The organism is Ruegeria sp. F12 (assembly GCF_056533885.1).
The window spans coordinates 158,823-184,568 of the sequence record NZ_JBQFOV010000005.1; the positions used below are offsets into that span (position 1 = coordinate 158,823).

Consider the following 25,746-nt stretch of genomic DNA (forward strand, 5'->3'; position numbering starts at 1 on the left):
CTCAATCGTTAAATCTGAATGGGGTTTGCCTTGGCCAGCGCATCAAAGCGCATCAAAGTGTCAATAAGTTGCGGCATCTGGTCAAGATAGATCATATTGGGGCCGTCAGATGGCGCATTGTCAGGGTCCTGATGGGTTTCAATGAACACAGCTCCGACACCCAATGACACTGCCGCACGCGCCATGACCGGCGCAAACTCCCGCTGACCGCCAGAGGACCCACCTTTGCCACCTGGTTGCTGTACCGAATGCGTTGCGTCCATCACGACCGGGTAGCCCGTTTTCGCCATTTGCGGCAGGCCGCGCATATCAGCAACCAGTGTGTTGTATCCAAAAGATGTGCCGCGTTCCGTCAGGAGGATATTCGTGTTTCCCGTGCTTTCGATCTTGTCAACGATGTTGCCCATTTCCCAAGGCGCAAGAAACTGACCTTTCTTGACGTTAACGGCTTTCCCGGTTTCACCAGCAGCCAGCAACATATCCGTCTGGCGGCAGAGGAAGGCGGGAATCTGCAAGACGTCTACGGCCTCGGCCGCTAGGGCACATTGGGATTCAGTATGAACATCAGTCAGAACAGGAATACCCATCGAGTTGCGAATATCGCTCAGAACTTTCAATCCAGCGTCAATACCCAGGCCACGGACACCGGACAAGGAAGTACGGTTAGCTTTGTCATATGACGCCTTGAAAACGTACTGTGCTCCGGCCGCATCGCAGGCCTCTTTCATTTTGCCGGCGATCATCTGGGCATGATCGGCGCTTTCAAGCTGACATGGACCGGCAATGATTGTCAGAGGCAGATCATTGCCGACCGTGAGATCGGAGATTTTTACATGTTTCATGTGTCTTACGAGGATACCTGTTCACGAAGGACCGACGCGGTAAGCGAGATCAACAGGTAGATACCAGCAAACAACAGGAATGCCAAAATCGTATTTTCGAATTTCCTCGGATAGGTCGGATCCTGGCTGGGAACCGGGTTCACTGAGACGGTCAGATACCGCACCTTGCGGTTGGCCTCGGTCCGGGTGGTTTCCATTTGCTGCATGGCTGCTTGCAGCATCATGTCCCGTGCGGCCAGATCAGCCTGTGCAGTCTGGATTCGCAAGGTCAGACGCACCAGCGAGTTTTCGCCAGCCGAGACATCCAACATCTCGGCGTTCAGCTCCTCCAGCACTTCTTCGAAGCGCGCAATTTCGGCGCGTACACCGTCCACTTTGGCCTGATTGGGCCGCAGATTGTCTAAAAGCGAAGCCAGTTGCAGTTCTTTATCCTGCAATTGCGCCTCAAGCGTGTTTATTCGGCCGCGTAGGCCGGCAAGCACGTTTTCTGGGTCTAGCAGAGCGCCTTGCAGCTGCGCTTCGATCAGGGCTTCCTGCGCTTTGTTGCGTGCCTCCTGCGCCAGTTCGAAACTGGCCACGGCGTCGCGCATCTGGTCTTCGCGTTTCAGTTCGGACAGTCCGTTGATGGTGTCTTCGGCATAGGACAGCAACCTGTCCGAGATCGCGACTGCGATATCAGGTGTGGGCGCGGCGACCTCCATGCGGATGATGCCGTCGCTGGGGTCATAGCCGATGGTGATCATCCGCATGTACAGCTTGTGGGTCTCTTCCAGACTTGCGTCGGGCGACAGACGCTGGATCGGATCAATCCAGTCCTGTTTGAATATCTCGGAAAACCCCATATCGCGCTCAAGCCGTAGCAGAGCGTCCTTGGATTCCAGAAATTCCTGCGTGGCAACCGAATCCTGCGCGGTTGCGTATTGGGTGCCCGCCAAGAAACCTCCGAATGAGGCTCCGCCGCCATCCGCTTGAAGTATGGAGAAGGCCGAATCGCTGGCATACATCGGCGTTGCAAAGCGATAGAAATAAGTCCCGACCACAAGCGTCGGCAGCAATACAAACACTGCCAAACGCGCAAACAGAGCAAACAGTTTGCGTCTGCGGCGGCGCGCGATGTCCTTCTGAATTTGCCCGATCTCATAGTTGCGCCGTTCCGCGGGGCTCATCTCGGGGCCGGGCAGAGTTTCGGGCGATTGCAGAATGGGCTGAGGCAGTTGGATCGTCACCTTGTCTTTGGTTTCATCTTCGACACGCTTTTTCTCGGCGGCAAGGTCCAGCAGACTGCTGCGTTCGAATGGGTCGATACCCTTTTTGCGCAACAAGCGCACAGCATCATAATCCGAGTCCGCCTCGATCCCGTTTTTCTGCGCCAGCTTTCGCGCAATGCGAAGCTGCCGACCGGTTAGCCCCTCAGCCTTGATCTTTTCCAGCTCAGAGGTCTGTGCATCATTGGCCGCCTCGGGTGGTTGCGTCGCTTTGCGAATGCGTGAGATCGCGTCGGCGCGGGCCTCGGCATCTGCCGGACCCTGACGTTTGCGTCGCCAGTTGTATATTCTAGCCTTGGGTTTGGTAGTCATACAGTTGTTTTGCCTCTTCCAAGGAGTCGAACACATGAAGTTGCCCATCGACAAGGACAGCGGCCTTCTGTGCAAATTTTTCTAACACGGTCGGGTTGTGCGACACGATCACCAATGTCGTCGTCCGAAGCCTTTCTTGCAGGATATCCCCTGCTTTTCTGTTAAATTCGACATCCGTCGTGGCGGGCATGCCCTCGTCAATCAGGTACATGTCGAAGTCCAGCGCCAGCATCAGCGCAAAAGTAAACCGCCCCCGCATCCCCGAGGAATAGGTCGCCATCGGTTGATCGAAATACTCGCCCAGACCACATAGCCACTTGCAATAGGCTTCGACATAGTCGGGGTCCATACCATAGATCTTGGCGATATAACGCGCGTTTTCCAGTGCCGACAGTTTGTTGGCCACGCCACCCGTAAACCCCATTGGAAAGGACACCCGGCAGGATTTGCGGATGACGCCTTCATCCGGCTTTTCCAACCCCGCCATCATGTTGATCAACGTGGTTTTGCCCGTCCCGTTCGGGGCGAGAATGCCGATTGAGGTGCCAAGTTCGACCCGGAACGAGACCCGGTCCAGGATTACCTTGCGGCGTGTCCCGGTCCAAAAGGACTTACTGACATTCTCGAACTCAAGCATTTTGGGCCTGTCTGCTTATTCTCGCCGCAGCCGGACGGCGTGATCTCATGACTCATGTCCGGCCATGTTGGCGGCATTATGTCCAGTTTTGCACATGATGATCAATCCGCGCTGCCGCAGGTTGTTGTTATTGTGACTTTTCCATCTGTTGGTTCTCGCCACTGCGGTGACTATCTTTGTTGCCAGGTGTCAACCACTGTGCTTCAGGAAACCTTGCGATCTGATGAATTCCCTCGAAAAAGACATCGCCGCCTGCAGAATCTGCGCCGACAGGTTTGCCGCAACCGAAACGGCGCATGAACCACGCCCGGTCGTCTGGTTTCGGCAAGGTACCCCGATCCTGATCGCAGGGCAGGCGCCGGGCGCGCGGGTTCATGCCTCGGGCCGTCCGTTTACGGACCCCTCGGGGGATCGTCTGCGCGACTGGTTGGGGATCGGGGAAGACGTGTTTTATGACCGCGCTCGTGTCTCGATCGTGCCGATGGCCTTTTGCTTTCCGGGCTATGACGCGCGCAAGGCCGATCTGCCGCCGCCACCGATCTGCGGGCAGACGTGGCATGACAAGGTGATGCAGACGCTGGGTGATGTGCCGCTGACTGTGTTGGTCGGGGGGCATGCGCATAAATACCACCTCAAGGCGCGCGGGTCCGTGACCGAGACGGTACGCAACTGGCAGGACCATGCGCCGCGCGTCTTTTCCTTGCCTCATCCGTCGTGGCGGAATACGGCATGGATGAAGAAAAACCCGTGGTTCGAGGCCGACCTTCTGCCGGTCCTGCGCGCACGGGTGCAAGAGGTTCTGAATGACTGACATGACCGCTCTGGACTCGGCCCATTCCGGGATGGAGGCCGCGCCGCAGGACGATGCCGCCCGGTTGCGGTTCTTTGAGCGGCTGGCCGATAGCGAACTGTTCCTGCTTCTGACCGAAGAGGCAAAGGGCGAAAACATCTCGCCCGAGTTGTTTGACGTGGCCGATGGCCGCTTTGTTCTGGCGTTCGACCGCGAGGATCGTTTGGCGCGCTTTGCTGAACGCCCTGTTCCCTACGTCGCCCTGTCAGGGCGGGTGTTGTCGAATATGTTGGCCGGGCAGGGCATCGGATTGGGCCTGAATCTTGAGGTCGCACCGTCCTCGATGCTGATCCCGTCCGAGGCGCTGGGCTGGTTGGCGACCACCTTGCAGCACGCGCCGGAAGAGGTGCAGCAGCACTTGTCGGAATTCCTGCCCCCAGTCGGTTTGCCCGACGATCTACTGACGGCTTTGGATGCCAAACTGGCAACGGCCGTTGGTCTGGCGCAATCCGCCTATCTGGTCGGCACCAAGACATCTGAGGGGGGGACCGGCCACCTTCTGGGTTTTGTCGGCGCGGTTGAAGGGGCGGAAGCGGCCTTGGCCAAGGCCGCGTCCGAAGCGCTGACTTTTTCAGGGATCGAGGCGGGCGCAATGGATGTGGGTTTTTTTGCAGCCCACGACGCTGCCGCGTCCGCTCTGGCGCGGGTGGGGCTACGGTTCGATTTACCGCAGCCGAAAACCTCTAAGTTCCAGCGGATCGCGCCGGGCAGTGACCCGGAAAAGCCACCGATCCTCAGATAAATAGGGCCTCACCAGATCCCGGCGAGGCCCGACAGGTTTATTCCGCAGCAGCTTCCAGCTTGTCCTGCGTACGGGTTTCAAAGTCGCTGGCTTCGTGGCGCTCATGAAGCTGCAAGTGCTTTTCGCCAAAGGGGCGGTTCACCATGCGTCCGCGCAGAACGGCTGGGCGTGCGTCGATCGCTTTGGCCCAACGCATGACATTCTTGTAGGATTCGACGTCCAGGAATTCGGCCGCATCATAAAGGCGACCCAGAACCAGTTGCCCATACCAGGGCCAGATGGCCATGTCGGCGATGGTATAGTCTTCACCAGCAATATAGGTGTTCTCGGCCAATTGCTTGTCCAGAACATCAAGCTGACGCTTGGTTTCCATTGTAAAGCGGTCGATCGGGTATTCGAATTTCTCGGGCGCATAGGCGTAAAAATGGCCAAATCCGCCGCCCAGATAGGGCGCGCTGCCCATCTGCCAGAACACCCAGTTCATCACCTCGGTCCGCTCGGGTCCTGACTTGGGCAGGAAGGCGTCAAACTTTTCGGCCAGATGGAACAGGATCGAGGCGCTTTCGAAGACGCGCACTGGCTTGTCGCCGGATCGGTCCCACAGCGCAGGGATTTTCGAGTTTGGGTTGGCTTCGACAAAGCCCGACCCGAACTGATCGCCTTCGCCGATATTGATCAGCCACGCATTATACTCGGCTTCTTCATGACCCAGGGCCAGCAATTCTTCCAGCAGTACCGTGACCTTCACGCCGTTTGGCGTGGCCAGTGAATACAGCTGCAGGGGATGGCGTCCGACAGGCAAATCCTTGTCGTGGGTCGCACCGGCGATGGGGCGGTTGATATTGGCAAACTGCCCGCCATTCTGACTGTCCCATGTCCAGACCTTCGGGGGGGTATAGGTCGATTGCTCGCTCATCTCTTGCCTTTCTCAGCAAATCTGGGGTGAATTGTCCGTCCGTCACAACAGCTAATATTGCAAAGCGCCGAGTCCAACCCCGGTTGTTGGCTTCTTTCTGTAACATTCGGCAGGAATAGTCTCACGTTTCTTCATTCGACGTCACAGGCCCGCGAGCAGGACTGCTCTGTCGGCTGGAATCACCTATTGTCTGAGCAGACCCGGAACACGGGTGCCCCTTAAACCTGAGGACAAAAGGACGACCTATATGAAACGTTTTGCCCTAACCGTTGCAGCGACCCTGGCTTTCGCTGTTCCCGCTTTTGCCGGTGATCAGTATGTAGACGGTACCGGATTCGCTGTATCGGGTTACGATGTTGTAGCCTACCGCAGCCTGGATCAGGCCCCGGTTGGTCAGTCCCAGCCAGAAGGTGTGCGTGGCCGTTCCGACATCACCGCAGAATATAACGGTGCGACATGGGCGTTCTCGACTGAAGAGAACCGCGACAAGTTTCTGGAAAACCCCGCCTATTACGCACCGGAATATGACGGGCACTGTGCCTATGGTGTTTCGCGCGGCGGTAAGGTTCCGGCAAACCCGAACCTGTGGCGCATCGTTGATGACAAGCTGTACCTGAACATCACCGATGTAGTTGTTGGGTTCTTTGAAGAGGACATTCCGGGCAACATCAACCTGGCCGAAGGCAACTGGCCGGGGATCGAGCCTGCGAAAGCATCGACTGCAGTCATTCCGAAATTCACTTCGAAAGGCCCGATCTCGAACTAAGGGTCCACTCACAGAAAAGCCCGGCTGTTACTCGCCGGGCTTTTTTCGTTTTGATCAGCTTGCCAGGCAGAATTCGTCTCGCATCTGCTGGTCAGCATCGAAACGGATACGCACGCTTTTGGCGCCGGGGAATTTACGATCGCGGATCGTATCCGGAACGACAACCTCTCCACCGCCGGTTTCCTTGGCCTGAAAGCTCAGCACTTCGGTTTCGGTACGGCGTGCACCAGCCAGAACCGAAGTGGGCAAAGCCACCCGGTTTTGCCCCTGCCGAACGGGCGAGGACACGAAATAGGTCAGGTTACGGCCATGAAAGCCGACCGCCTCGGGGATGTGATCGGAATCGGCAATCGGGTCAGCGGTGCAAGTCTCGTCTGCGCCGCCGGCACCTTGCGGAAGCGCTTTGTTCAAAAGTGTCCGGCAGGCATCTATATCGGTAATATCCAGCGAGATGACCCGCTTGCGCAATTTCGGACGTCGTGGTTTGCCGGGCTGCGCGCCCTTGCTGACCAAACCTTCCAGCCGCAACAGGTCATAGGCTTCTTTCGCACGGGTAAATTCCGAGCTGTCGCCCCTGGTTCGATCAGAATGCACATTGAACGCAATGTTGCGCCACGCTTGTCTGATATCCTCAGAACCGGCGGTCTGATCTAGGCCAAGGGCGGCCAGCGCCGCAGCGCGGGCCTTCATCTTTTCAACAGCTTCCATACCCAAAACACTCGTTAAAACAACAACGTGCTCTTAGTGTTGGGATGGCCGCATTTTTGTCAAATTTGATGGTTTTTTGAGGCTAAACGTAGAACAATCCCGCCATGCACTGCGGGATTGTTCTTGTGTGTGTGCTTGTGAGAGCCGACTTTTCGCTCAGGCCACGTTTTGCAGATCGGCTTTAGGCGTAATGCCCAAGGCGAAACAAACGTCGCGGGTCAATTCGGGGCGATTAAGCGTGTAGAAATGCAGCTTGTCCACACCGCCCTCGATCAAATCCGAGCAGAGCTCGGTGCACAGTGCGGTTGCCAGCAAGTCTTCGCGGTCGTCGCGGATCGCCTTGTCAAAAGCCTGTTCAACCCACGCGGGGATACGTGTGCCGCAGCGTTTGGCAAAACTGCGCGCGCCCTTCCAGTTCTCGATGGGCAGGATGCCCGGCACGATGGGCTTGTCGATGCCCGCCTTGGCGCACGCATCGCGGAAGCGAAAGAACGTCTCGGCCTCGAAAAAGAACTGTGTCAGCGCCTCGTCGGCTCCCGCGTCCAGCTTGGCTTTCAGCCAGTCAATGTCCGTACGGGCGCATTGGGCCTCGGGGTGGATGTCGGGATAGGCACCCACGCGGATGTTGAAGTTTTCAGTGTCAGCCAGTGCCTTGATCAGCTCAACCGAATTGGCAAAACCTTCCGGGTGAGGCACGAACTTTTCCTGTCCTTTGGGGGGATCGCCGCGCAAGGCCACGATGTCCCGCACGCCTGCTTTTGCAAAGGAATCGGCGATTTTCAGGGTTTCTTCGCGCGTGGCATCCACACAGGTCAGGTGCGCGGCAACCGGCAGGCCGGATGATTTGTGCAAGGTGGCGACCGCGTCGCGAGTCAGCTCACGTGTTGTGCCGCCTGCGCCGTAGGTGACCGAGACGAATCGGGGCTCAAGCGGGGCGAGCGTTTGAACCGTATCCCAAAGGCGGAACGAAGCTTCGAGCGTTTGGGGCGGGAAGAACTCGAATGAAATCTCAGGTTGGGTCATCATGGCCTCGCATATTCCAGTTGTGGGTCTTGTGCCATGTGACGCATTGTGAGACAAACTCATATTCCTCAAGAACAACATGAGTTCCATTGAATGCATATCGAATTTCGGCACCTGCGCACAATCAAGGCGATTCATGAGTGTGGCGGGTTGGCCCGCGCGGCGGATCAGTTGAATATCACTCAGTCGGCGCTGAGCCATCAGATCAAAGGTCTTGAGGATCAGGCCGGCGTGGAATTGTTCCTGCGCCGCTCCAAACCGATGAAACTGTCTGCGGCGGGGCTGCGCCTGTTGCGGCTGGCCGAACAGATTCTGCCGCAGGTCGAAGCGACGCAGCAGGAGTTCACCTCGCTGCGCGATGGGCGCACTGGTCGAATGCATATCGCCATCGAGTGCCATGCCTGCTTCGAATGGCTTTTTCCGGTGCTGGAATCCTTTCGCAAATCCTGGGGCGATGTGGATGTAGATATCCGCCCCGGTCTGGCCTTTGACGCTTTGCCCGCGCTGCAAAAGGAAGAGGTCGATCTGGTCGTCTCGTCCGACCCTGAGGACCTGCCGGGGGTCGAGTTCATCAAACTGTTCGACTATGACGCGGTGTTTGTTGCGGCCTCGGCACACCCATTGGCGCAGAAGAATTTCATCGAGGCCGAGGATTTTCGCGGCCAGACCCTAATCACGTACCCGGTCGAGCGCACCCGGTTGGATGTATTCAGCCAATTGCTGATCCCGGCGCGGGTAGAACCAGCCGCTATTCGGCAGGTGGAACTGACGGCGGTGATCTTATTGCTGGTCGCATCAAATCGCGGAATTTCGGTGTTGCCAGACTGGGTGGTGAGGGAAGTGAAGTACAATTCAGACTATGTGACCCGCCCGCTGACCAAGGATGGGATCACCCGTAGCTTATATGCGGCAGTGCGGGCTGAGGACCTTGAAAAACCCTATGTGCAGGAATTGATCGACCTTGCCGGAACCGAGGCGCGCAAGCTGCAATCGCAATAGGCGCGAAACGCGGGTCTGCTATGCGCATCAAGCCTCTTGGCAAGGGCGCATTGCATCAGTATACGCGCGGTTTGACCGAACAGGAGCCGTGGGACAATGGTAGGCAGTGCAAACCTCAACATCATGATCAAAGCCGCGCGCAAGGCGGGGCGGTCTCTGGTCAAGGACTTTCGTGAAGTCGAGAACCTGCAAGTCTCGATGAAAGGCGCGGGCGATTTTGTCTCCAAGGCCGATATTGCTGCTGAAAACATCCTGAAAGAGGAACTGCTGGGTGCCCGCCCGACCTATGGCTGGCTGGGTGAAGAAGGCGGCGGGCAGGCCGGTGAAGACCCGACACGCCGCTGGATCGTTGACCCGCTGGACGGCACCACCAATTTCCTGCACGGGCTGCCGCATTGGGCGATTTCTATCGCTTTGGAACACAAGGGCAAGATCGTTGCCGGCGTGATCTATGACCCCGCCAAGGATGAGATGTTCTTTGCCGAAAAAGGTGAGGGCGCGTGGATGAACGACACCCGCATCCGCGTTTCGGGCCGCCACCGCATGATCGAGTCCATTTTCTCGACCGGTTTGCCCTTTGGCGGACGTTCTGATTTGCCTGCGACCCTTCAGGATCTGGCGCGGATCATGCCCACTTGCGCAGGCGTGCGCCGCTGGGGCGCTGCGGCGTTGGATATGGCCTATGTGGCTGCAGGTCGTTACGAGGGCTTCTGGGAACGCCGCCTGAACGCGTGGGACGTGGCTGCTGGTATCATCATCGTGAAAGAAGCCGGTGGCTTTGTGCAGGCTCTGAACCCCGAAGGTAGCGTCTTGGAAGATGGCGAGGTTATCTGTTCGAATGAACCGATCTTCGACCAGTTCTCGAAGGTGATCCGGGGCTGACTTGCAGAACCCTGAGACGAACAAGCGCGCCCTGTCCGAGGCGCGCTTTTTTGTTGTCGGCAGCACAGGCGATCAAGGCCGCCAATGTCGTGCAAGGATATGCATCTACCGGCGCGGGATTCGGGGGATGCGGGATTGTGACAGTTTGTATGTATGCTCGGGGTGCGGCGGGTGGCCATGTGTTCGGTTCCAATACCGCGTACCGCCCCGCCGCGCCCAAAGCGGGATGCACAAAAGCAGACCGACAAAGAACCCGCCGGTATGAGCCCAATAGGCAACGCCGCCTTCGTCCGGGTTGCTGGCAAGGCTGCCCAGGAATTGCATCCCCAGCCAGACCCCCAGCATGACGAAGGCCGGGATGGTGAAAACCCGCACATAGACGATCAGGATCAGCAGAATATCCACGCGGGCCTTAGGGAACATCAACAGGTATCCCCCCATGACCCCGGCGATTGCACCAGAGGCCCCGATGGTCGGCACCACTGATCCCGGGGCCGTCAGGACGTGGATCAGGCCTGCTCCGATACCGGCCATCGTATAGAAAAGCAAAAAGGGCAGGTGGCCCATCTCGTCTTCCAGATTGTCGCCGAATATCCAAAGGAACAGCATGTTCCCTGCCAGATGCATCCAGCCGCCGTGAAGGAACATTGAGGTGAACAGCGTCTCATACGCGACCCCGTCTTCGATCCGGGCCGGGATGACCGCGTAGTCGAAATAAAGCCGGTTGAGCAACCGCGCATCATCCATGATGCCCACATAGCTGAGGAAAATCAGAATGTTCGCGGCCATCAGCAGATAGACGACGTATGGGGTGCGCCCCGAGGGGTTATGGTCACGGATCGGAAACATGGCGCGACGCTGGGCTTTCGGGCGGGCAAGGTCAAGGTACGTTTACGCAGCATACGGCATGGTGGCGAGGTGTGTGACGAAGACTTGAACGAGCCCAAGGGTTGACGCAGCCTGTCTGCGCGTCACCGTAGACACATGAAACACATCGCCTCAGCCTTTGTCGTGCTGGTCGCAGGCACCATCGCTGCCCATTCACAGGACTGTCCCGCCGCTCCGGATCACTCGGACGGGGTGGCCGGGATTATCTCTCAAATTCAACAGGCCGAGACCGAGCGCGCCGCGCAGGTTTTGTCGGGCAAGCTTTGGGAGTTTTGGACAGATGCACCGGATAGCAAGGCACAAGTCGCGCTGGACAGGGGGATGACACGTCGTAGTCAAAGCGATCTGCTGGGCGCAATCGAAGACTTCAACTCGCTGATAGATTACTGCCCATCTTATGCCGAAGGATATAACCAGCGCGCCTTCGCCTATTTTCTGGGCCGGGATTATCAGGCCGCTCTGCCGGATCTGGATCGGGCAATCGAACTGTCGCCCAATCATGTGGCAGCAATCAGTGGGCGTGCACTGACTTTGTTAGGGCTTGGGCGGATCGACGAAGCTCGCGAGGCTTTGGAACAGGCGCTGGAGCTGAACCCGTGGCTCTCTGAACGCCACTTGATGGACCCCGGAGGGCCGTTGGCACCGCAAGGCCAAGACATCTGAAATACAAAACCCCCGACCAAACAGGCCGGGGGTTTTCGATCTTGGGACTTAGCCGACAAGACCGTTATCGGCGCGTTTGATCGCAATGACCGACGAGCGCGGCGTGCCGCCGTCGGGCCAGTTGCTGCCGGGGTGCTGGATGCCGACAAACATGGTCCGCAGGTCTGTGGACCACGCCAGACCGGTCACCTCACAGCCGTTCGGGCCAGTCATGAAGCGTGCAATCTCACCGGTCACGGGATCACCAACCAGCATCTGGTTGTTGCCGTTGCCTGCGAAGTCTTCCTCGTTGTCGTCATTCCCGTCTGTCTGGATCCAGATCAGACCGGTAGAGTCGATCACCATACCGTCGGGCGAGTTGAACAGGTTGCCCTCGTTCACATTGGACGAACCGGCGCGGTCGTCGGAATGCACGGTCGGGTTGCCCGCCATGACGTACAGGTCCCAATCGAACGCTTGGGCGGCGTGGTCGTCATTGGCCGGACGCCAGCGCACGATCTGACCGTACTTGTTGGCCTCACGCGGGTTGGCCGCGTTGACCGAGGTATCATCACCGCCGGCGTTTGGCTTGACGCCGCGGTTCTTGTTATTGGTCAGGCAGCAATAAGCTTCGACCGCCACCGGGCTGGACGCGACCCATTCAGGGCGATCCATGGTGGTGCCGCCCGCTTTGGAAGCCGCCATGCGGGTAAAGATGCGAATCTCGGCATCGTCCATTCCGGTGGTTTCCGGGGTCAGAGCCAGCCATTCACCCTTCATGTCATCGTTGAACTTGGCGACATAAAGCGTGCCGTCGTTCAGCAGGCTCTCGGTTTCACCACCGGGCTGATAGGTGCCGTTCGAGACGAACTTGTACAGGTATTCACCACGTTCATCGTCGCCCATGTAGACAACCACGCGACCGTCGGCAGCCAGGGTGACTTCGGCGTTTTCGTGCTTGAAACGACCCAGACCAGTGTGTTTGACAGGGGTGCTGTCAGGCTTGGTTGGGTCAATCTCGACGATCCAGCCTGCGCGATGCGGCTCGTTGGGGTTCTTCGAGGTGTCAAAGCGCGGGTCAAAGAACTCGTAACCGTTCCAGCTTTCGGCTTTGATACCGTAGCGCGCCATACCGTCCGAGACCTTCTGGTCATAGGCGGCATTTTCATCCGACGAGCCGAAGTAGCCATTGAAGTTCTCTTCGCAGGTCAGATAGGTGCCCCAGGGCGTCTTGCCCGCACCACAGTTGTTCATGGTGCCCAACGAGGTGGTGCCGGTCGGATCAGCCTCGGTTTTCAGCAGGTCATGACCGGCTGCGGGGCCAACGATTTTCATCGGAGTGTTATGATGAATACGGCGGTTGAAGGGGCTGTCTTTGACAACAGACCAGCCCTCAGGGCCTTCGGTGATTTCCATGACTGTCACGCCTTGGATGTTCTGCAGCTTCAGAACATCACCTGCGTTTGCCGGAACACCTTCCGCAGCGGCCGGCAGGTTGATCTTGCGGTTGGGGTATTCGTGGTTGATCGCGATCAGTTCGTGACCCTGGAACGAAAAGGTTTCCATCCCGTCAGTGTTCTCACCAAAGATACGGTCGGATTTTTCGACCGAACCACCATCGGCGATGTCATAGCCGTCGGCATCCGAGAACAGTGGATCGCCCCAACGCATCATGACTTTCCACTCGTACCCTTCGGGGACGTGAACGGTGCCATCAGTCTGGGCTGCGATCGGGGTGAAGGCAAAGCGCGACGCGTCAGCGGCCTGCGCCGAGGTCGAGCTGAGCAGACCTGTGCCCATTGCGGCAGCGCCCGATCCAAAAGCCACCACACCGGCCAGAAAACCACGGCGGGAAATGGCGCTTTCGACCACGCGGTCAAAGTCGTTTTCCTTGGGGCGGGGGAAGTGCAACTCGTCCCAGTCGTCTGCGGAAAGTGTGGTGTTGTCGACGTCTTTCATGGATGGCTCCTGGCTAAAATGAAAGTTGATGAACGGGATTTAAGAGGTCTTTGTGACAGGTTCTTAACAGCGCCATTAAAGCCGCTGTATTTCGGCCTGAAAATAGATTCATTTTTGTTGCGCTAAATCGCGCCGAAGCCCTGCCTGCGCGACGCAGACAGGGTTTTACAATCATCTAAACTGATTGATCACATCGCCGTGATAGGGTTAACGCAGCCGCTGCCCATCGGCATTGAACCGATACGCTTTTTCGGGCGCGAACCCAAGGCGTAGGTCTTGACCTTCGGATATTGCGTGTTGCCCGAACAAGCGCGCCGTCACCGAATGGTTCTGAACAGTCGCAATGACGTTGGTATCACCGCCCAGCTTTTCGACATGGCTGACCTGCGCTGACAGGGGGCCGTCGTCAGACAGGAACAGATCCTCTGGCCGAATACCAAGGGTGTCTGACCCCTGATCCAGCAGGCTTTCGGGCAGGAAGTTCATCGAAGGAGATCCAAGGAATCCCGCAACAAACTGGTTGGCGGGGTTGTTATACAGCTCCATCGGTGAGCCGATCTGTTCCACCCGGCCATCGCGCAGAACTACGATCTTGTCGGCCAGTGTCATCGCCTCGGTCTGGTCGTGGGTGACATAGATCATCGAGGCATCCAGTGCCCGGTGAAGGTTTGCAATCTCAATACGTGTGTTCATCCGCAGCGCCGCGTCGAGGTTCGAGAGCGGCTCGTCAAACAGAAACAGTTTCGGCTCACGCACGATAGCCCGCCCGATGGCGACGCGTTGGCGCTGACCGCCGGACAGCTCAGATGGATAGCGGTCCAGATATTCCTCAAGGTTCAGCATCCGGCTGGCGCTGGCGACGCGCTCCTCGATCACCGCTTTGGGCTGCTTCTCTTGTTTCAGCGCCAGTGTCATGTTCCCGCGCACGTTCAGATGGGGGTAGAGCGCATAGCTTTGGAACACCATCGCAATGCCGCGTTTCGACGGCGGCACCAGATTGACCTGCTGGCCGTCGATATTGATCTCACCCGAGGTCGCATCCTCCAACCCCGCGATCACGCGCAGCAGGGTGGATTTGCCACAGCCCGAGGGGCCGACGAAGACGACGAATTCGCCTTCTTCGACCTCAAGCGAGATGTCTTTCAGGACATGTACCTCGCCAAAGGACTTGTTCACGTTTGTCAGGGTCAGAGCGGTCATGATGCGGATTCCTGCAGGGAAACGGGCTGGCCGGTGCGGATGCTTTCATCGGCGGCCAGACAAATGGCAAGGGATTGGACGGCGTCACTCATATGGCGCGTCAGGTCGATATCGTCAGCGATGGCGCGCAGCATATACGCCTGCTCGGCGTCACAAAGCTCCTGATGGCCGGGCTCATCGGGCATCTCAACCGTACGGTCACCGCCCGGCGTGTGGATCATTAGACCACCAACCTTGGTGTGGCCATCGATATCCGCCGACGCGCCTTTGTTGCCGTCGGTGATCGAGACCGAGCCGTTGGGCGAGACGATATCTTTCACGAAAAATGCGGTTTCGGACATCATCGGGCCCCATCCGGCCTCGTACCAGCCGACCGAGCCGTCCTCGAAAATCACCTGAAACTGGCCGTAATTATACATGTCGTCGGCGATCTCATCGGACAGGCGCAGGCCCATGCCATGCACGCGGACGGGCTGCGCATCGGTGATCTGGCACATCACATCCACATAATGCACACCACAATCCACGATGGGCGAGGTCGTCTGCATCAGCGCCTTATGTGTCTCCCACTCAGCGCCTGAGGATTGCTGGTTCAGGTTCAGGCGGAACACATACGGCCCGCCCAGATCCCGCGCCTCGGCAATCAGGCGCATCCAAGAGGGGTGGTGGCGCAGGATATAGCCCACGACCAGTTTGCGGTTCAGACGGGTTGCGGTTTCGACCACACGCCGCGCATCGGCCACATTTGTCGCCAGCGGCTTTTCGACAAACACATGCGCCCCGGCCTCCATCGCGGCGCAGGCGTAGTCGGCGTGGCTGTCAGAATAGGTGGCGATGATCACCAGATCGGGTTTCGTCTTGGCCAGCGCTGTGTCGAAATCCGAATAGGCGGGGTATTGGCTCAGCTCGGGGTGATCCACACGGCCCGAGCGGTTCACCAGCCCCACAATCTGCGCGTCGGGGTGGTTGTGATGGGCCAGCGCGTGGCTGAGGCCCATATTGCCAAGGCCAGCGATCAGAACTTTGGTCATTTGACAGCTCCTGAAGTGATGCCGCGGATCAGCTGGCGCGAGAAGATGACGTAAAGCACCAGCACCGGCAGGATCGCCATCGACAGGGCCGACAGAACCGCGTTCCAGTCGGTGACGAACTGCCCGATAAAGACCTGACTGCCCAGCGTGAGCGTCTTGGTTTCTTCAGCCGGGGCGAGGATCAGCGGGAACCACAGATCATTCCAGATCGGGATCATGTTGAACACGGCCACGGTCGCCATCGCGGGCCTGATCAGAGGCAGAACCAGCCGGAAAAAGATCGTATATTCCGACAGCCCGTCGATACGGCCCGCGTTTTTCAGATCATCACTGACCTGTCGCATGAACTCCGACAGGATGAACACGGCCAACGGCAGCCCTTGCGCGGTGTAAACCAGGATCAGTGCCCAAAGCGTGTTCACCAGCCCGGTGGCCACCATCATCTCAAGGATCGCCACAGTGCCGATGCGTATCGGGATCATGATCCCCAGCGCCAGATACAGCCCCATCAGCAAGTTGCCCTTGAACTGATATTCCGACAGCGCATAGGCCGCCATGGCCCCGAACAGCAGGATGAAAAACAGCGATGCGACGGTGACGATCATAGAGTTCTGGAAGTAGAGGAAGAAATCCCCCTGCTTCATTACCGTCTCATATCCGATCATGGAAAAACTGTCGGCATTCGGCAGCGCCAGCGGCTCGCGGAAGATCGCGCGGCGGGATTTGAAGCTGTTGATGATGATCACAAAAACCGGGAACAGGGCGATCAGCGTGTAAAGGATCAGCGCCCCGTGCATCGCGGCGGTATTCAGCGGGTTATGACGTGCTTTGTTCATCGCTGGCCCCTCACAGTTGATACCGGCGCATCCGGGTCTGGATGCCGAACAGGTAAATGCAGACGCCCACAAGGATGATCGCGAACATGGCCCCGGCGATGGCGGAACCCATATGCGGGTCGCCCAATTGCAGTTGGAACCCAAAGAAGGTGCGGTACATGAAGGTGCCTAAGATATCGGTCGAGAAATCCGGCCCCGCCAGCGCGCCTTGGGCGGCATAGATCAGGTCGAACGCGTTGAAATTGCCCACGAAAGTCAGGATCGAGATGATCCCGATCGAGGGCAGGATCAGCGGTAGTTTGATCTTCCAGAAGGCCGAGGCCCCGGTGATGCCGTCGATCTCTCCGGCTTCAAGGATTTCCTCGGGGATGGTCAGCAGGGCGGCATAGATCAGCATCATCGGGATGCCCACAAATTGCCAGACCGAGATCAGCGCCAGCGTGGTGAGCGCATATTCCTCTTTCCCCAGCCACGGCGCAAACAGGGATTTCAGGCCCACGGCATCCAGCATCGACGGCGCGATGCCCCAGATGGGTGACAGGATCAGTTTCCATGCAAAGCCAACGATCACAAAGCTCAGGATCGTTGGGATGAATATCGCCGACCGATAGAGCGCCGAGAACCGCAGGCGCGGGTGGCTGAGCAGGGCTGCCAGTGCGATCCCGATGGGGTTTTGAACAAGCATATGGATCAGGAAGAACCAGAAGTTGTTGCCCAAAGCGTTCCAGAACTGCTCGGACCAGATGGGATCGAAAAACAGCGTTTGAAAGTTCTGCAAGCCCACGAACACGCGGCTCTGATCCACTTCGGAATAGAGCGCCAGCCGCAGCGTGTTGAACAGCGGGAAGATCATCACCGCCGTATAGACCAGCACAGCAGGGGCCAGAAACACGACGATATGCCAGCGGAAGCGGGGGCGGTTCATGGGTCAGCTTTCAAAGGGGTGTCAGGGGGTACTCGGGCGGGATGAGCCGCCCGAGTAGGGGTCAGTTTACTGGTGCGGCGCGTACCAGGAGGCGAGGCCTTCCTGCAACTCGGCGCCCAGTTCTTCGGGCGATTTGGCGCCCTTGATAGCGGCGACGGATGCGCCCCAGGTCTCGTTCTCGAGGTTCGGCGTGCCGCGCGACAGGATTTGATAGGTCGAGCGGATGGTCGATTCACACTCATCCCGCCAGCCGACGATTTCCTTAGCCAGCGGGTCCTGCAGTTCAACCGGTGTGCTGGACAGCGGGAAGAAGCCGGGCAGGGCGTTGCCAAAGATTTCCGCGAATTCGGGGCTTGCGACCCAGGCCAAGAAGGTTCCGGCTGCTTCGGGGTTCTCGGTCGCGGCGTTCATGCCGATGCCGATATCGGTGTGGTCCGAGATATAGCAAGTATCGCCCGCGTTGCGGACCGGGGGCTTGAATGCGCCCATCTCGAAATCGGCTTGCGTGTTGAAGCCCGAGATTTCCCACGATCCGGCGGGATAAATCGCTGCGCGGCCCAGTGTGAAGATGTTCTGACTGTCGGGATAGGTCTGTGCCTCATACCCATCGCCCATATACTCGCCCCAACGGGCCAGTGTTGCGTAAGGTGCGGTCCAGGCCTCATCCGTCAGCTTCTGCTCACCTTTGATAAGCGCTTGACGGCCTTCTTCACCTTTCCAGTAGTTCGGGCCGATGTTGTTGTAACCCATTGTGGCGGCTTCCCACTGGTCATTGGTGCCCATCGCGATCGGGATATAGGTGCCGTCTTCCTTGATCTTGTCCAGCGCGGCAAAGAACTCATCCTCGGTGGTGGGCACTTCGATGCCTAGCTCGTTGAAGGCGTCCTTGTTGTAGATGAAGCCGTGGATCACCGAGGCCATCGGAACGCAGAAGCTGACCGCGCCGTCATCGGTCTGCCACGCGGATTTGGCGACGTCCGAGAAATTGCTCATGGCTTCAACGCCCGAAAGGTCCGTCAGGTGTCCTGCCTCATACAACGCCAGCGAAGCATCGAAGGGGCGACAAGTGATCAGATCACCGGCCGAGCCCGCATCCAGTTTCGAGTTCAGAACAGCGTTGTATTCGGCGGGCGCCGATGGGGTGAACTGGACCTTGATGCCGGGGTTGGCGGCCTCGAATGCGGGGATGATCTGGTCTTGCCACAGGGTCAGGTCATCGTTGCGCCAGCTTTCGATGGTGATCGTCACGTCTTCGGCCAAGGCCGATGTTGCCACCAAGGTTGTGCCCAGCAGGGCCAGTTTCAGGCTTTTGTGTTTCATTTCAGTCTCCAAGTTGGTTAGCGGTTGTTATCTGTTGTAAGAACGGTGCTGAGGTTTCCGCCCGAGTTGCCCAGTTGGGTCATGGCCTCGGGCAATGACAGGCCGAGCGCAGCGATCAGGATCGCTGGTTTGACCTCACCCTTGGCTGTGTCCAGCGCGGATTGCGCGACAGCGGTGTCTACATTTGCAATACGCGCTACGATCCCTGCGGCGCGGGCGCGCAACTTGTCATTGTCGGCGCGCAGGTTGACCATCATGCCGCCATGCACATGCCCCAACTCTAGCGCCATAAGGGATGACAGCATGTTCAGGGCTATCTTCTGCGCCGTACCAGCCCCCATGCGGGTCGAGCCCGAGATCAACTCCGGCGGCGTGGCCAGCAGGATCGGGATGTCCGCATTCAGCAGCAGGGGGCTGCCTGCGTTGTTGGCGATGCCGATCACCTTGGCACCTTTGGACTGTGCGATGGTGCTGGCGATTAGGGTGTAGGGTGTCGATCCACTGGCCGACACAGCGATGACAGTGTCATGCGGGCGCAAGTCTTGCAACGCGTCGGCAAGGCCCGCATCCGCGTCTTCTGCTGCGCCGGGCATTTCAACCCCGGTGGGCAGGCCGCCTGCCATGTGAATGCGCAGCCGCGCGGGTGAGATCGAAAACGTGCCGCCCAGCTCTTGGGCATCTGCGGCGGCCATCAATCCTGACGAGCCCGCCGCCACATAGTGCAGCACCCCGTCCGTACGCAAAGTCTCTGCCATTGCCAGTGCAGCCTGCGCGATGCTGTCGACGGCCCCCTCAACCGCCTGCGCCGCAGCGATTTGACCGGCGGCCAAGGCGCGGGCGGAGCCTGCCAGATCGCTCGGGTCAAGTCGTGCGGCATCAGTGTGCAGTTGTTCAGTCGACGGCAGCGTCAAGAGAATCCCCCTTACAGTTCCTTTACAATACCTATCTAATACCACCTGTCCATAACTTTCTTATTGCGACCGAGATGAACGATTTTTTCGCATAAATCTCTCTAAAATTGCTGATCATAGCAGGTTTGATCTTTTCTGATGGCAAAAGGTATTATAATGGTATTGTCATGAGTGAGTCTGAAAACCACGCAGTTTTGGCCGTTGATGGCGGTGGAACCCGATGCCGGGTTGCCTGCGATGTGGATGGTGAAGTCCATGCGGTCGAAACAGGTGCGGCCAATGTCTCAACCGATTTTGAGGGTGGTGCCGACCAGATCAGGACGGGCGTCGCGCGTTTGGCCGAACGTCTCGGACGGCCCGCCGCCGACCTGTTCGATTGGCCCGCTTTCGTAGGCTTGGCCGGAGTGACTGGGGACGCGGTAGCTGGGCGCTTGCAGGCTGTTCTGAACTTGACGAATGCCCGGGTGGAAGATGATCGGCCGGCCGCCGTCCGAGGGGCCTTGGGAGCAACAGACGGCCTTGTCGCGCATTGCGGCACGGGCTCATTCCTTGCGCTCCAGACCCGTGGTCGCATGCGGTTTGCTGGGGGATGGGGTTCAATCCTTGGGGATGAGGCCTCGGCCCAATGGGTCGGACGTCGCGCCTTGGCCGAAGCGTTGAACGTTGCAGATGGTGTTCAGGAAAGCTCGGGCCTGACCCGGGCCCTGTCTGATCGGTTGGGTGGTACCGCAGGCATTGTTGCATTTGCAGGCCAAGCGTCGCCGGGAGAGTTTGGCACGTTGGCGCCGCAGGTTACGTCGGCGGCGGTCGATGGAGATATCGTTGCCCGGAAAGTTCTGCAAACAGGTGCGGATTACCTTACGGATGTGGCCGCCCGTTTGGGTTGGAAACCCGGTCTGACGCTATGTCTGACCGGGGGAATTGCGCCGCACTACGCCGACTACCTGCCCGGCGAAATGCAAGAGGCAATCCGTCCGCCGCAGGGGGAACCGCTGGCAGGTGCGTTGGCTTTGGCAAAGGAGGTGGCAGATGAGCATCGCTGAATTCCTGCGCGCCGATGCATGGCTAAGCCCCGAAAACGGCCCTCGATACGTACAGCTGCGCCGCCGGTTGCAAGAGGGGATCGACACCGGTGTGCTGGCCCCCAATGCGTCGCTGCCGTCAGAACGGGAATTGGTGGAAATCACTGACCTGTCCCGCGTCACCGTACGCAAAGCGATCCAGGAGCTGGTGCAAGAAGGCGTGATCGAACAGCGTCAGGGGTCGGGCTCATTCATCCGCGAGCGCGTGCCTCGGGTCGAGCAATCGCTGACCCATCTGACATCATTCACCGAAGATATGTCGAGCCGGGGGATGCAGACCACCTCGAAATGGCTGGAACGTGGCGTGTTCGCCGCAACACCACACGAGGTGGCCGCGCTGAACCTGTCGGACGGCGCGCAGATCGCCCGTATCTATCGTCTGCGCGAGGCGGATGGCCGCCCGCTGGCGCTGGAAAAAGCGGCCTTGCCCTTGGACATCCTGCCGAACCCGATCGAGGTGACGACCTCGCTCTACGAGGTGCTGGATGGGTTGGGTCATCGTCCGGTGCGGGCGGTTCAGAAGATCTCGGCGCTTAATCTGGCAGCGCGCGAGGCCGAGTTGCTGGACGTGCCTGAAGGGGCGGCGGGGCTGAATATCGAACGTCTCTCATTTCTCAAAAACGGTCGGGTCGCAGAGCTGACCCGCTCGCTCTATCGCGGTGACGCCTATGATTTCGTCGCCGAGCTACGGCTATAACCGGAAGGATCAAAGGCCGATGTCCGAAAATACATCCAAGATGCGTCAGGAAATTCTGGAAATTCCCGATGCGGTCGACCGGCTGCTGGGCAGTGGCGCGGCCAATATTCAAAACGCCGCTGGGCTGGTCCGCGACGCCGATCCGCGGTTCCTGATCACCGTGGCGCGCGGGTCGTCGGACCATGCGTGCAGCTATCTGAAATACGCCAGTGAGTTGCTGCTTGGTCTGCCTGTGGCCTCGGTCGGGCCGTCGGTCAGTTCAATCTACGGGGCCGATCTGTTGGCGCGGAGGGCGGTCTGTGTGTCTGTGTCGCAGTCCGGCCAAAGCCCTGACATCGTCGGGTTGACGCGGTCCTTGCGGTCTTCGGGCGCTGTGGCACTGGCGATCACAAACAATTCAACCTCGCGTCTGGCGGAAACCGCTGATGCGGTGCTGCCGCTGCACGCCGGTCCTGAACTGAGCGTTGCGGCGACCAAGACCTTCGTAACCTCGCTTGTCGCGGGTCTGTGGATGCTGGCCGAGGTCAAGGGGGATGCCGACTTGCTGGCGGCTATCCGGGCTCTGCCCGCCCAATTGGACCGCGCAGCCCGATGCGACTGGTCCGCAGCGGCGTCTGCGATCACGGGGCGGTCGCTGTTCACGCTTGGCCGGGGGCCGTCCTTTGCGGTGTCGGGCGAGGCGGCGTTAAAGATCAAGGAGACCTGCCAGATTCACGCTGAAAGCTATTCGGCTGCCGAAGTGCTGCACGGCCCCGTCTCGATCGTTGAAGAGGGGTTCCCTGCAATCATTTTCGCTGCTCAAGATGCGGCGGAGGAGACAACCGCACAGGCTGCTGATGCTTTGGCTGAAAAAGGCGCGGTGGTTTTTGCGACGACGGATCGGGTCGCGCGAGCGCAGTCTTTGCCGGTCGAGCGCACGGATCACTGGATCACCGATCCGATCACGGCGATCACCGCCTTCTACAGCATGGTCGAATCGGTTGCCAGTATGCGAGGAATCGACCCTGACGCGCCACGCCACCTCAAGAAAGTGACCGAGACGGTATGACAACGAACAGGGTGATCTTTCGAAACGGGGAAATCTTTGATGGCAAGCGGTTGCTGTATGATCATGCGTTGGTCTTTGACGGCGATGCGACCGGGAGGATTGTGTCCGATGCGGATATAGCGACCGGTGACTATGTCGATCTGAACGGAGACATCGTCAGCCCCGGTTATGTGGACTTGCAGGTGAATGGTGGCGATGGGGTCATGCTGAATGACGCCCCCTCGGTGGAGACGATCCGGCGCATCGCGCAGGCCCATCGCCGGATGGGGGTCGCCGCGCTGCTGCCGACTTTGATCACGGATACGGCCGATAAGACCCGTGCCGCGATTGATGCTGCCATTCACGCCGTCAATGAGGGCGTGCCGGGCGTCGCCGGGTTACATCTGGAGGGCCCCCACCTGTCGGTTGCACGCAAAGGGGCGCATGATGGCGATCTGATCTGTCCGATGTCTGATGCAGACCTCGCTGCCTTGATAGAGGCGGCGGGTCATCTGCCCTGTCTCAAAGTGACTGTGGCGCCCGAATCGGTGTCAGAGCAGCAGGTTCGCGCGCTAACCGATGCGGGTGTACTGGTATCGTTGGGGCACACTGATGCAGATTTCGCCACCTGTCAGCGCTATGCCGCCGCAGGTGCGCGCTGTGTGACCCATCTGTTCAACGCCATGAGTCAGTTGGGCAACCGCGAACCCGGATTGGTCGGGGCGGCGCTGTCGAATGGTGGGTTCTCGGCCGGGCTGATTGCTGATGGCATCCATGTCCACCCGCAGGTCATGCGGGCGGCGTGGGCGGCTAAAACCGGACCGGGGCAAATCTATCTGGTCAGCGACGCGATGGCGGTTGCAGGAACGGATCAATCCGAGTTTCGTCTGGAAGGGCGCAGGATCACCCGCACTGACGGGCGGCTGACGCTGGAAGACGGGACGCTGGCTGGCGCGGATCTGGATTTGACGACTGCCATCCGGGTGCTGGTCACGCAAGTGGGCGTGCCTTTGCCTGCGGCGCTGGCCGCTGCCACCACCTATCCTGCACAGTTGATCGGGCGAATGCCGGGCGCTGCCATCACCCGCGACAGCATGATCCGCATCAGCGGAACGCTCGACAAGTGCGCGTGGCTGTAGGCAGTCGCGCCCTTTTTCTGCCGCACCGGGCGGGAGATTATTTTCCAGGAATGATTTTGAAATCCGGCACCGAACGGCGCTTGACGCCATCTGACGCATCGCTTAAACCGACCTCCGCTGAGCGGGCGTCGTATACTGGCTATTACCTCAGCCTTCCAAGCTGATGAAGCGGGTTCGATTCCCGCCGCCCGCTCCAAATCAGCCCTTACATTCTGCGTCAAAAGGCCCGTTTGAGGCTGCATTTCTGTCGTGCAGCTTGACCCCACCTGCACTGACCGCCAAGAAGCGCATTAGTAAGTTTGAACACGACGTAGGGCCCAGTCATGGCAAGAAACGCCTCAGCCAGTCCATCCGCAAAAGCTGCGCCCGGCGCTAGCGAAGAGCGCGCGCGATCCCGGAAAATAGGCGTTCTGGCCTCACTTTGGCCCTTCATGAAGCCGTACCGCCTGTTGATGATCGGGGCGACGCTGGCATTGATCCTCACGGCCAGTATGACGCTGACCCTGCCACTGGCCGTGCGCCGAGTAGTCGACAATTTCCGCATCGAAGATGGCGAGCTGCTGGATTGGTATTTTCTGGCCGCGCTGGGCATTGCTGGAATTTTGGCCATCGGTACAGGCATCCGCTATGCGCTGGTGACGCGGCTGGGTGAGCGCGTGGTGGCCGATATTCGCAAGGCCGTCTTCGATCGCGTCATCGGGATGAGCCCCGAATTCTACGAACGGATTATGACCGGAGAAGTTCTAAGCCGGATCACCACAGACACCACGTTGATCCAGTCGGTGCTGGGTTCGTCCGTGTCGATTGCGCTGCGCAACATGTTGATGTTTGTCGGCGGATTGGTGCTGATGTTGCTGACCTCGGCCAAGCTGACAGCGATGGTCCTTCTGCTGATCCCGCTGGTCGTAGTACCGATTCTGGTTCTGGGTCGCCGTCTGCGGGTCATCAGTCGCGAAAATCAGGACTGGATCGCCGCCTCATCCGGCAATGCAGGCGAGGCACTGAGTGCGGTTCAGACCGTTCAGGCGTTTACCCACGAACAGGCAAGCCGCGCTCAGTTCGGTGAGATGACAGAAACTTCGTACGAAGTTTCTCTGCGCCGAATCCAGACTCGTGCGGTGCTGACGGTGATCGTGATTTTTCTGGTCTTCTCCGGCATCGTGGGCGTTTTGTGGATGGGGGCGAATGACGTCCGTAATGGCGTGATGACCGAGGGCGTTTTAATCCAGTTCGTGATCTATTCAATCATCATGGCAGGCTCGGTCGCGGCCCTGTCCGAGATCTGGAGCGAACTTCAGCGCGCCGCGGGGGCGACCGAACGCCTGGTTGAATTGCTGAATGCACAAGACACGGTGAACGATCCAACGGCGGCCAAAGCGCTGCCTGCACCCGTGCGTGGCGAAATCAGGTTTGAAAACGTAACCTTCCGTTATCCTGCGCGCCCCGATGTTGTTGCGCTGGACCAGATGTCGTTGACCGTAAGTCCTAGCGAAACAGTTGCCTTTGTCGGTCCTTCTGGTGCAGGCAAAACGACTGTCATTCACATGATCCAGCGGTTTTTTGACCCAGACGCTGGTGGCGTTAGTCTGGACGGTGTCGACCTGCGCAACCTGAACCGGGCTGAATTCCGCCGCCACATGGCGCTGGTGCCGCAGGACCCGACGATCTTTGCCGCATCGGCCCGCGAGAACATTCGCTTTGGCCGTCTGGACGCAACAGATGCCGAGGTCGAGGCCGCCGCCCGCGCCGCTGCCGCGCATGATTTCATCTCGGCGTTGCCAGAAGGCTATGACAGTTTTGTCGGCGAGCGCGGGGTGATGCTGTCGGGCGGTCAGAAACAGCGCATCGCGATCGCGCGCGCCATCCTGCGCGATGCACCGGTTCTGCTGCTGGACGAGGCGACCTCGGCGCTGGATGCAGAAAGTGAGCGCGCGGTGCAGGGGGCCGTGGATCAGATGCGCGCCGGACGTACCACTCTGATCGTGGCGCACCGTCTGGCCACCGTCAAAAAGGCCGACCGTATCGTGGTGATGGATGCAGGCCAAATTGTGGCACAGGGCACCCATGACGACCTGGTAGCACAAGATGGGCTATATGCACGTTTGGCAAGACTTCAGTTCACAGACGGGGTCGCGGCTGAATAGGCT

25 protein-coding genes and 1 tRNA gene are annotated in these 25,746 nt (G+C 58.9%); 12 read left to right on the forward strand and 14 right to left on the reverse strand.

Annotation, left to right across the window (positions count from 1 at the left end; all coding sequences use genetic code 11):
• Positions 1–8 precede the first annotated feature (8 nt).
• From kdsA to ACR0CA_RS09180, 3 genes are read right to left on the reverse strand one after another with little or no spacing between them, the layout of a single operon-like run.
• Complete coding sequence (gene kdsA / locus ACR0CA_RS09170) at positions 9–842, reverse strand: 3-deoxy-8-phosphooctulonate synthase (protein ID WP_170788204.1); 834 nt, start codon at positions 840–842, stop codon at positions 9–11.
• A 5-nt stretch (positions 843–847) separates the two neighbouring features.
• Positions 848–2,419: a KpsE/RkpR family capsule polysaccharide export protein gene (locus ACR0CA_RS09175; RefSeq protein ID WP_480875550.1), complete on the reverse strand. Its 1,572-nt coding sequence runs from the start codon at positions 2,417–2,419 to the stop codon at positions 848–850.
• On the reverse strand, positions 2,397–3,056 hold the full coding sequence (locus tag ACR0CA_RS09180) for an ABC transporter ATP-binding protein (RefSeq protein ID WP_170783898.1): 660 nt from the start codon (positions 3,054–3,056) through the stop codon (positions 2,397–2,399). The genes ACR0CA_RS09175 and ACR0CA_RS09180 overlap by 23 nt, the downstream gene beginning before the upstream one ends.
• 223 nt (positions 3,057–3,279) lie before the next feature.
• Here ACR0CA_RS09180 and ACR0CA_RS09185 point away from each other — a divergent pair, with 223 nt between their 5' ends.
• Together ACR0CA_RS09185 and ACR0CA_RS09190 are read left to right on the forward strand one after the other, a co-directional pair.
• Entirely contained in the window at positions 3,280–3,867 is a 588-nt protein-coding gene (locus tag ACR0CA_RS09185; protein ID WP_170788206.1) for a uracil-DNA glycosylase family protein, read from the forward strand.
• Positions 3,860–4,648: an SseB family protein gene (locus tag ACR0CA_RS09190; RefSeq protein WP_480857043.1), complete on the forward strand. Its 789-nt coding sequence runs from the start codon at positions 3,860–3,862 to the stop codon at positions 4,646–4,648. The genes ACR0CA_RS09185 and ACR0CA_RS09190 overlap by 8 nt, the downstream gene beginning before the upstream one ends.
• A 37-nt stretch (positions 4,649–4,685) precedes the next feature.
• Here the strand turns inward: ACR0CA_RS09190 and yghU are convergent, their stop codons facing one another.
• Positions 4,686–5,564: a glutathione-dependent disulfide-bond oxidoreductase gene (gene yghU, locus ACR0CA_RS09195; protein WP_170769078.1), complete on the reverse strand. Its 879-nt coding sequence runs from the start codon at positions 5,562–5,564 to the stop codon at positions 4,686–4,688.
• Between the two features lie 247 nt (positions 5,565–5,811).
• Between yghU and ACR0CA_RS09200 the strand changes: the two genes are divergently transcribed.
• Positions 5,812–6,330 carry a YHS domain-containing (seleno)protein gene (locus ACR0CA_RS09200; protein WP_170783904.1) on the forward strand — a complete coding sequence of 173 codons (519 nt, stop codon included), beginning with the start codon at positions 5,812–5,814 and terminating at the stop codon, positions 6,328–6,330.
• A 54-nt stretch (positions 6,331–6,384) separates the two neighbouring features.
• Here ACR0CA_RS09200 and ACR0CA_RS09205 read toward each other — a convergent pair whose 3' ends face one another.
• Positions 6,385–7,038: a J domain-containing protein gene (locus tag ACR0CA_RS09205; protein WP_480898493.1), complete on the reverse strand. Its 654-nt coding sequence runs from the start codon at positions 7,036–7,038 to the stop codon at positions 6,385–6,387.
• 156 nt (positions 7,039–7,194) lie between these two features.
• Positions 7,195–8,061, reverse strand: a complete 867-nt coding sequence (metF, locus tag ACR0CA_RS09210; RefSeq protein WP_480898769.1) for a methylenetetrahydrofolate reductase [NAD(P)H] — start codon at positions 8,059–8,061, stop codon at positions 7,195–7,197.
• Between the two features lie 93 nt (positions 8,062–8,154).
• Here metF and ACR0CA_RS09215 point away from each other — a divergent pair, with 93 nt between their 5' ends.
• Positions 8,155–9,060 (forward strand): LysR family transcriptional regulator, encoded by a 906-nt coding sequence (locus tag ACR0CA_RS09215; RefSeq protein WP_170788211.1) that lies wholly within the window; start codon positions 8,155–8,157, stop codon positions 9,058–9,060.
• A 96-nt stretch (positions 9,061–9,156) separates the two neighbouring features.
• Positions 9,157–9,942: an inositol monophosphatase family protein gene (locus tag ACR0CA_RS09220; protein WP_170788212.1), complete on the forward strand. Its 786-nt coding sequence runs from the start codon at positions 9,157–9,159 to the stop codon at positions 9,940–9,942.
• Between the two features lie 105 nt (positions 9,943–10,047).
• Here ACR0CA_RS09220 and ACR0CA_RS09225 read toward each other — a convergent pair whose 3' ends face one another.
• Positions 10,048–10,791 (reverse strand): rhomboid family intramembrane serine protease, encoded by a 744-nt coding sequence (locus ACR0CA_RS09225; RefSeq protein ID WP_170783911.1) that lies wholly within the window; start codon positions 10,789–10,791, stop codon positions 10,048–10,050.
• Between the two features lie 135 nt (positions 10,792–10,926).
• Here ACR0CA_RS09225 and ACR0CA_RS09230 point away from each other — a divergent pair, with 135 nt between their 5' ends.
• Entirely contained in the window at positions 10,927–11,493 is a 567-nt protein-coding gene (locus ACR0CA_RS09230) for a tetratricopeptide repeat protein (protein ID WP_170783913.1), read from the forward strand.
• Between the two features lie 48 nt (positions 11,494–11,541).
• Here ACR0CA_RS09230 and ACR0CA_RS09235 read toward each other — a convergent pair whose 3' ends face one another.
• The 7 genes from ACR0CA_RS09235 to ACR0CA_RS09265 all read right to left on the reverse strand — a co-directional run bounded on the left by ACR0CA_RS09235 (position 11,542) and on the right by ACR0CA_RS09265 (position 19,654).
• Entirely contained in the window at positions 11,542–13,431 is a 1,890-nt protein-coding gene (locus ACR0CA_RS09235) for a PhoX family protein (protein WP_480898497.1), read from the reverse strand.
• A gap of 207 nt (positions 13,432–13,638) precedes the next feature.
• A complete protein-coding gene (locus ACR0CA_RS09240) occupies positions 13,639–14,631 on the reverse strand; it encodes an ABC transporter ATP-binding protein (RefSeq protein WP_480898499.1) in 993 nt (330 codons plus the stop codon).
• A complete protein-coding gene (locus ACR0CA_RS09245; protein WP_480898501.1) occupies positions 14,628–15,662 on the reverse strand; it encodes a Gfo/Idh/MocA family protein in 1,035 nt (344 codons plus the stop codon). Before ACR0CA_RS09245 ends, ACR0CA_RS09240 begins: the two co-directional genes overlap by 4 nt.
• Positions 15,659–16,498, reverse strand: a complete 840-nt coding sequence (locus ACR0CA_RS09250) for a carbohydrate ABC transporter permease (RefSeq protein WP_480898504.1) — start codon at positions 16,496–16,498, stop codon at positions 15,659–15,661. Before ACR0CA_RS09250 ends, ACR0CA_RS09245 begins: the two co-directional genes overlap by 4 nt.
• Before the next feature lie 10 nt (positions 16,499–16,508).
• Positions 16,509–17,423 (reverse strand): carbohydrate ABC transporter permease, encoded by a 915-nt coding sequence (locus ACR0CA_RS09255; protein WP_170352415.1) that lies wholly within the window; start codon positions 17,421–17,423, stop codon positions 16,509–16,511.
• Positions 17,424–17,489: 66 nt separating this feature from the next.
• On the reverse strand, positions 17,490–18,743 hold the full coding sequence (locus ACR0CA_RS09260) for an ABC transporter substrate-binding protein (RefSeq protein WP_480898505.1): 1,254 nt from the start codon (positions 18,741–18,743) through the stop codon (positions 17,490–17,492).
• 17 nt (positions 18,744–18,760) lie between these two features.
• Positions 18,761–19,654, reverse strand: coding sequence for an N-acetylmuramic acid 6-phosphate etherase (locus ACR0CA_RS09265; RefSeq protein ID WP_480898507.1), 894 nt, complete (start codon positions 19,652–19,654; stop codon positions 18,761–18,763).
• Between the two features lie 167 nt (positions 19,655–19,821).
• Here ACR0CA_RS09265 and ACR0CA_RS09270 point away from each other — a divergent pair, with 167 nt between their 5' ends.
• The 6 genes from ACR0CA_RS09270 to ACR0CA_RS09295 all read left to right on the forward strand — a co-directional run bounded on the left by ACR0CA_RS09270 (position 19,822) and on the right by ACR0CA_RS09295 (position 25,743).
• Complete coding sequence (locus tag ACR0CA_RS09270; protein WP_480898509.1) at positions 19,822–20,697, forward strand: glucosamine kinase nucleotide-binding domain-containing protein; 876 nt, start codon at positions 19,822–19,824, stop codon at positions 20,695–20,697.
• The gene (locus ACR0CA_RS09275; RefSeq protein WP_170769091.1) at positions 20,684–21,433 is read left to right on the forward strand and encodes a GntR family transcriptional regulator; all 750 of its coding nucleotides are present in this window, start codon (positions 20,684–20,686) and stop codon (positions 21,431–21,433) included. Before ACR0CA_RS09270 ends, ACR0CA_RS09275 begins: the two co-directional genes overlap by 14 nt.
• 19 nt (positions 21,434–21,452) lie before the next feature.
• Positions 21,453–22,481: an SIS domain-containing protein gene (locus tag ACR0CA_RS09280; RefSeq protein WP_480898511.1), complete on the forward strand. Its 1,029-nt coding sequence runs from the start codon at positions 21,453–21,455 to the stop codon at positions 22,479–22,481.
• Positions 22,478–23,599, forward strand: coding sequence for an N-acetylglucosamine-6-phosphate deacetylase (gene nagA / locus ACR0CA_RS09285; protein ID WP_480898514.1), 1,122 nt, complete (start codon positions 22,478–22,480; stop codon positions 23,597–23,599). The genes ACR0CA_RS09280 and nagA overlap by 4 nt, the downstream gene beginning before the upstream one ends.
• A gap of 121 nt (positions 23,600–23,720) precedes the next feature.
• Positions 23,721–23,795, forward strand: a tRNA-Gly gene (locus ACR0CA_RS09290).
• A 127-nt stretch (positions 23,796–23,922) separates the two neighbouring features.
• Positions 23,923–25,743 carry an ABC transporter transmembrane domain-containing protein gene (locus ACR0CA_RS09295; protein ID WP_480898517.1) on the forward strand — a complete coding sequence of 607 codons (1,821 nt, stop codon included), beginning with the start codon at positions 23,923–23,925 and terminating at the stop codon, positions 25,741–25,743.
• The last annotated feature ends 3 nt before the right edge of the window (positions 25,744–25,746 follow it).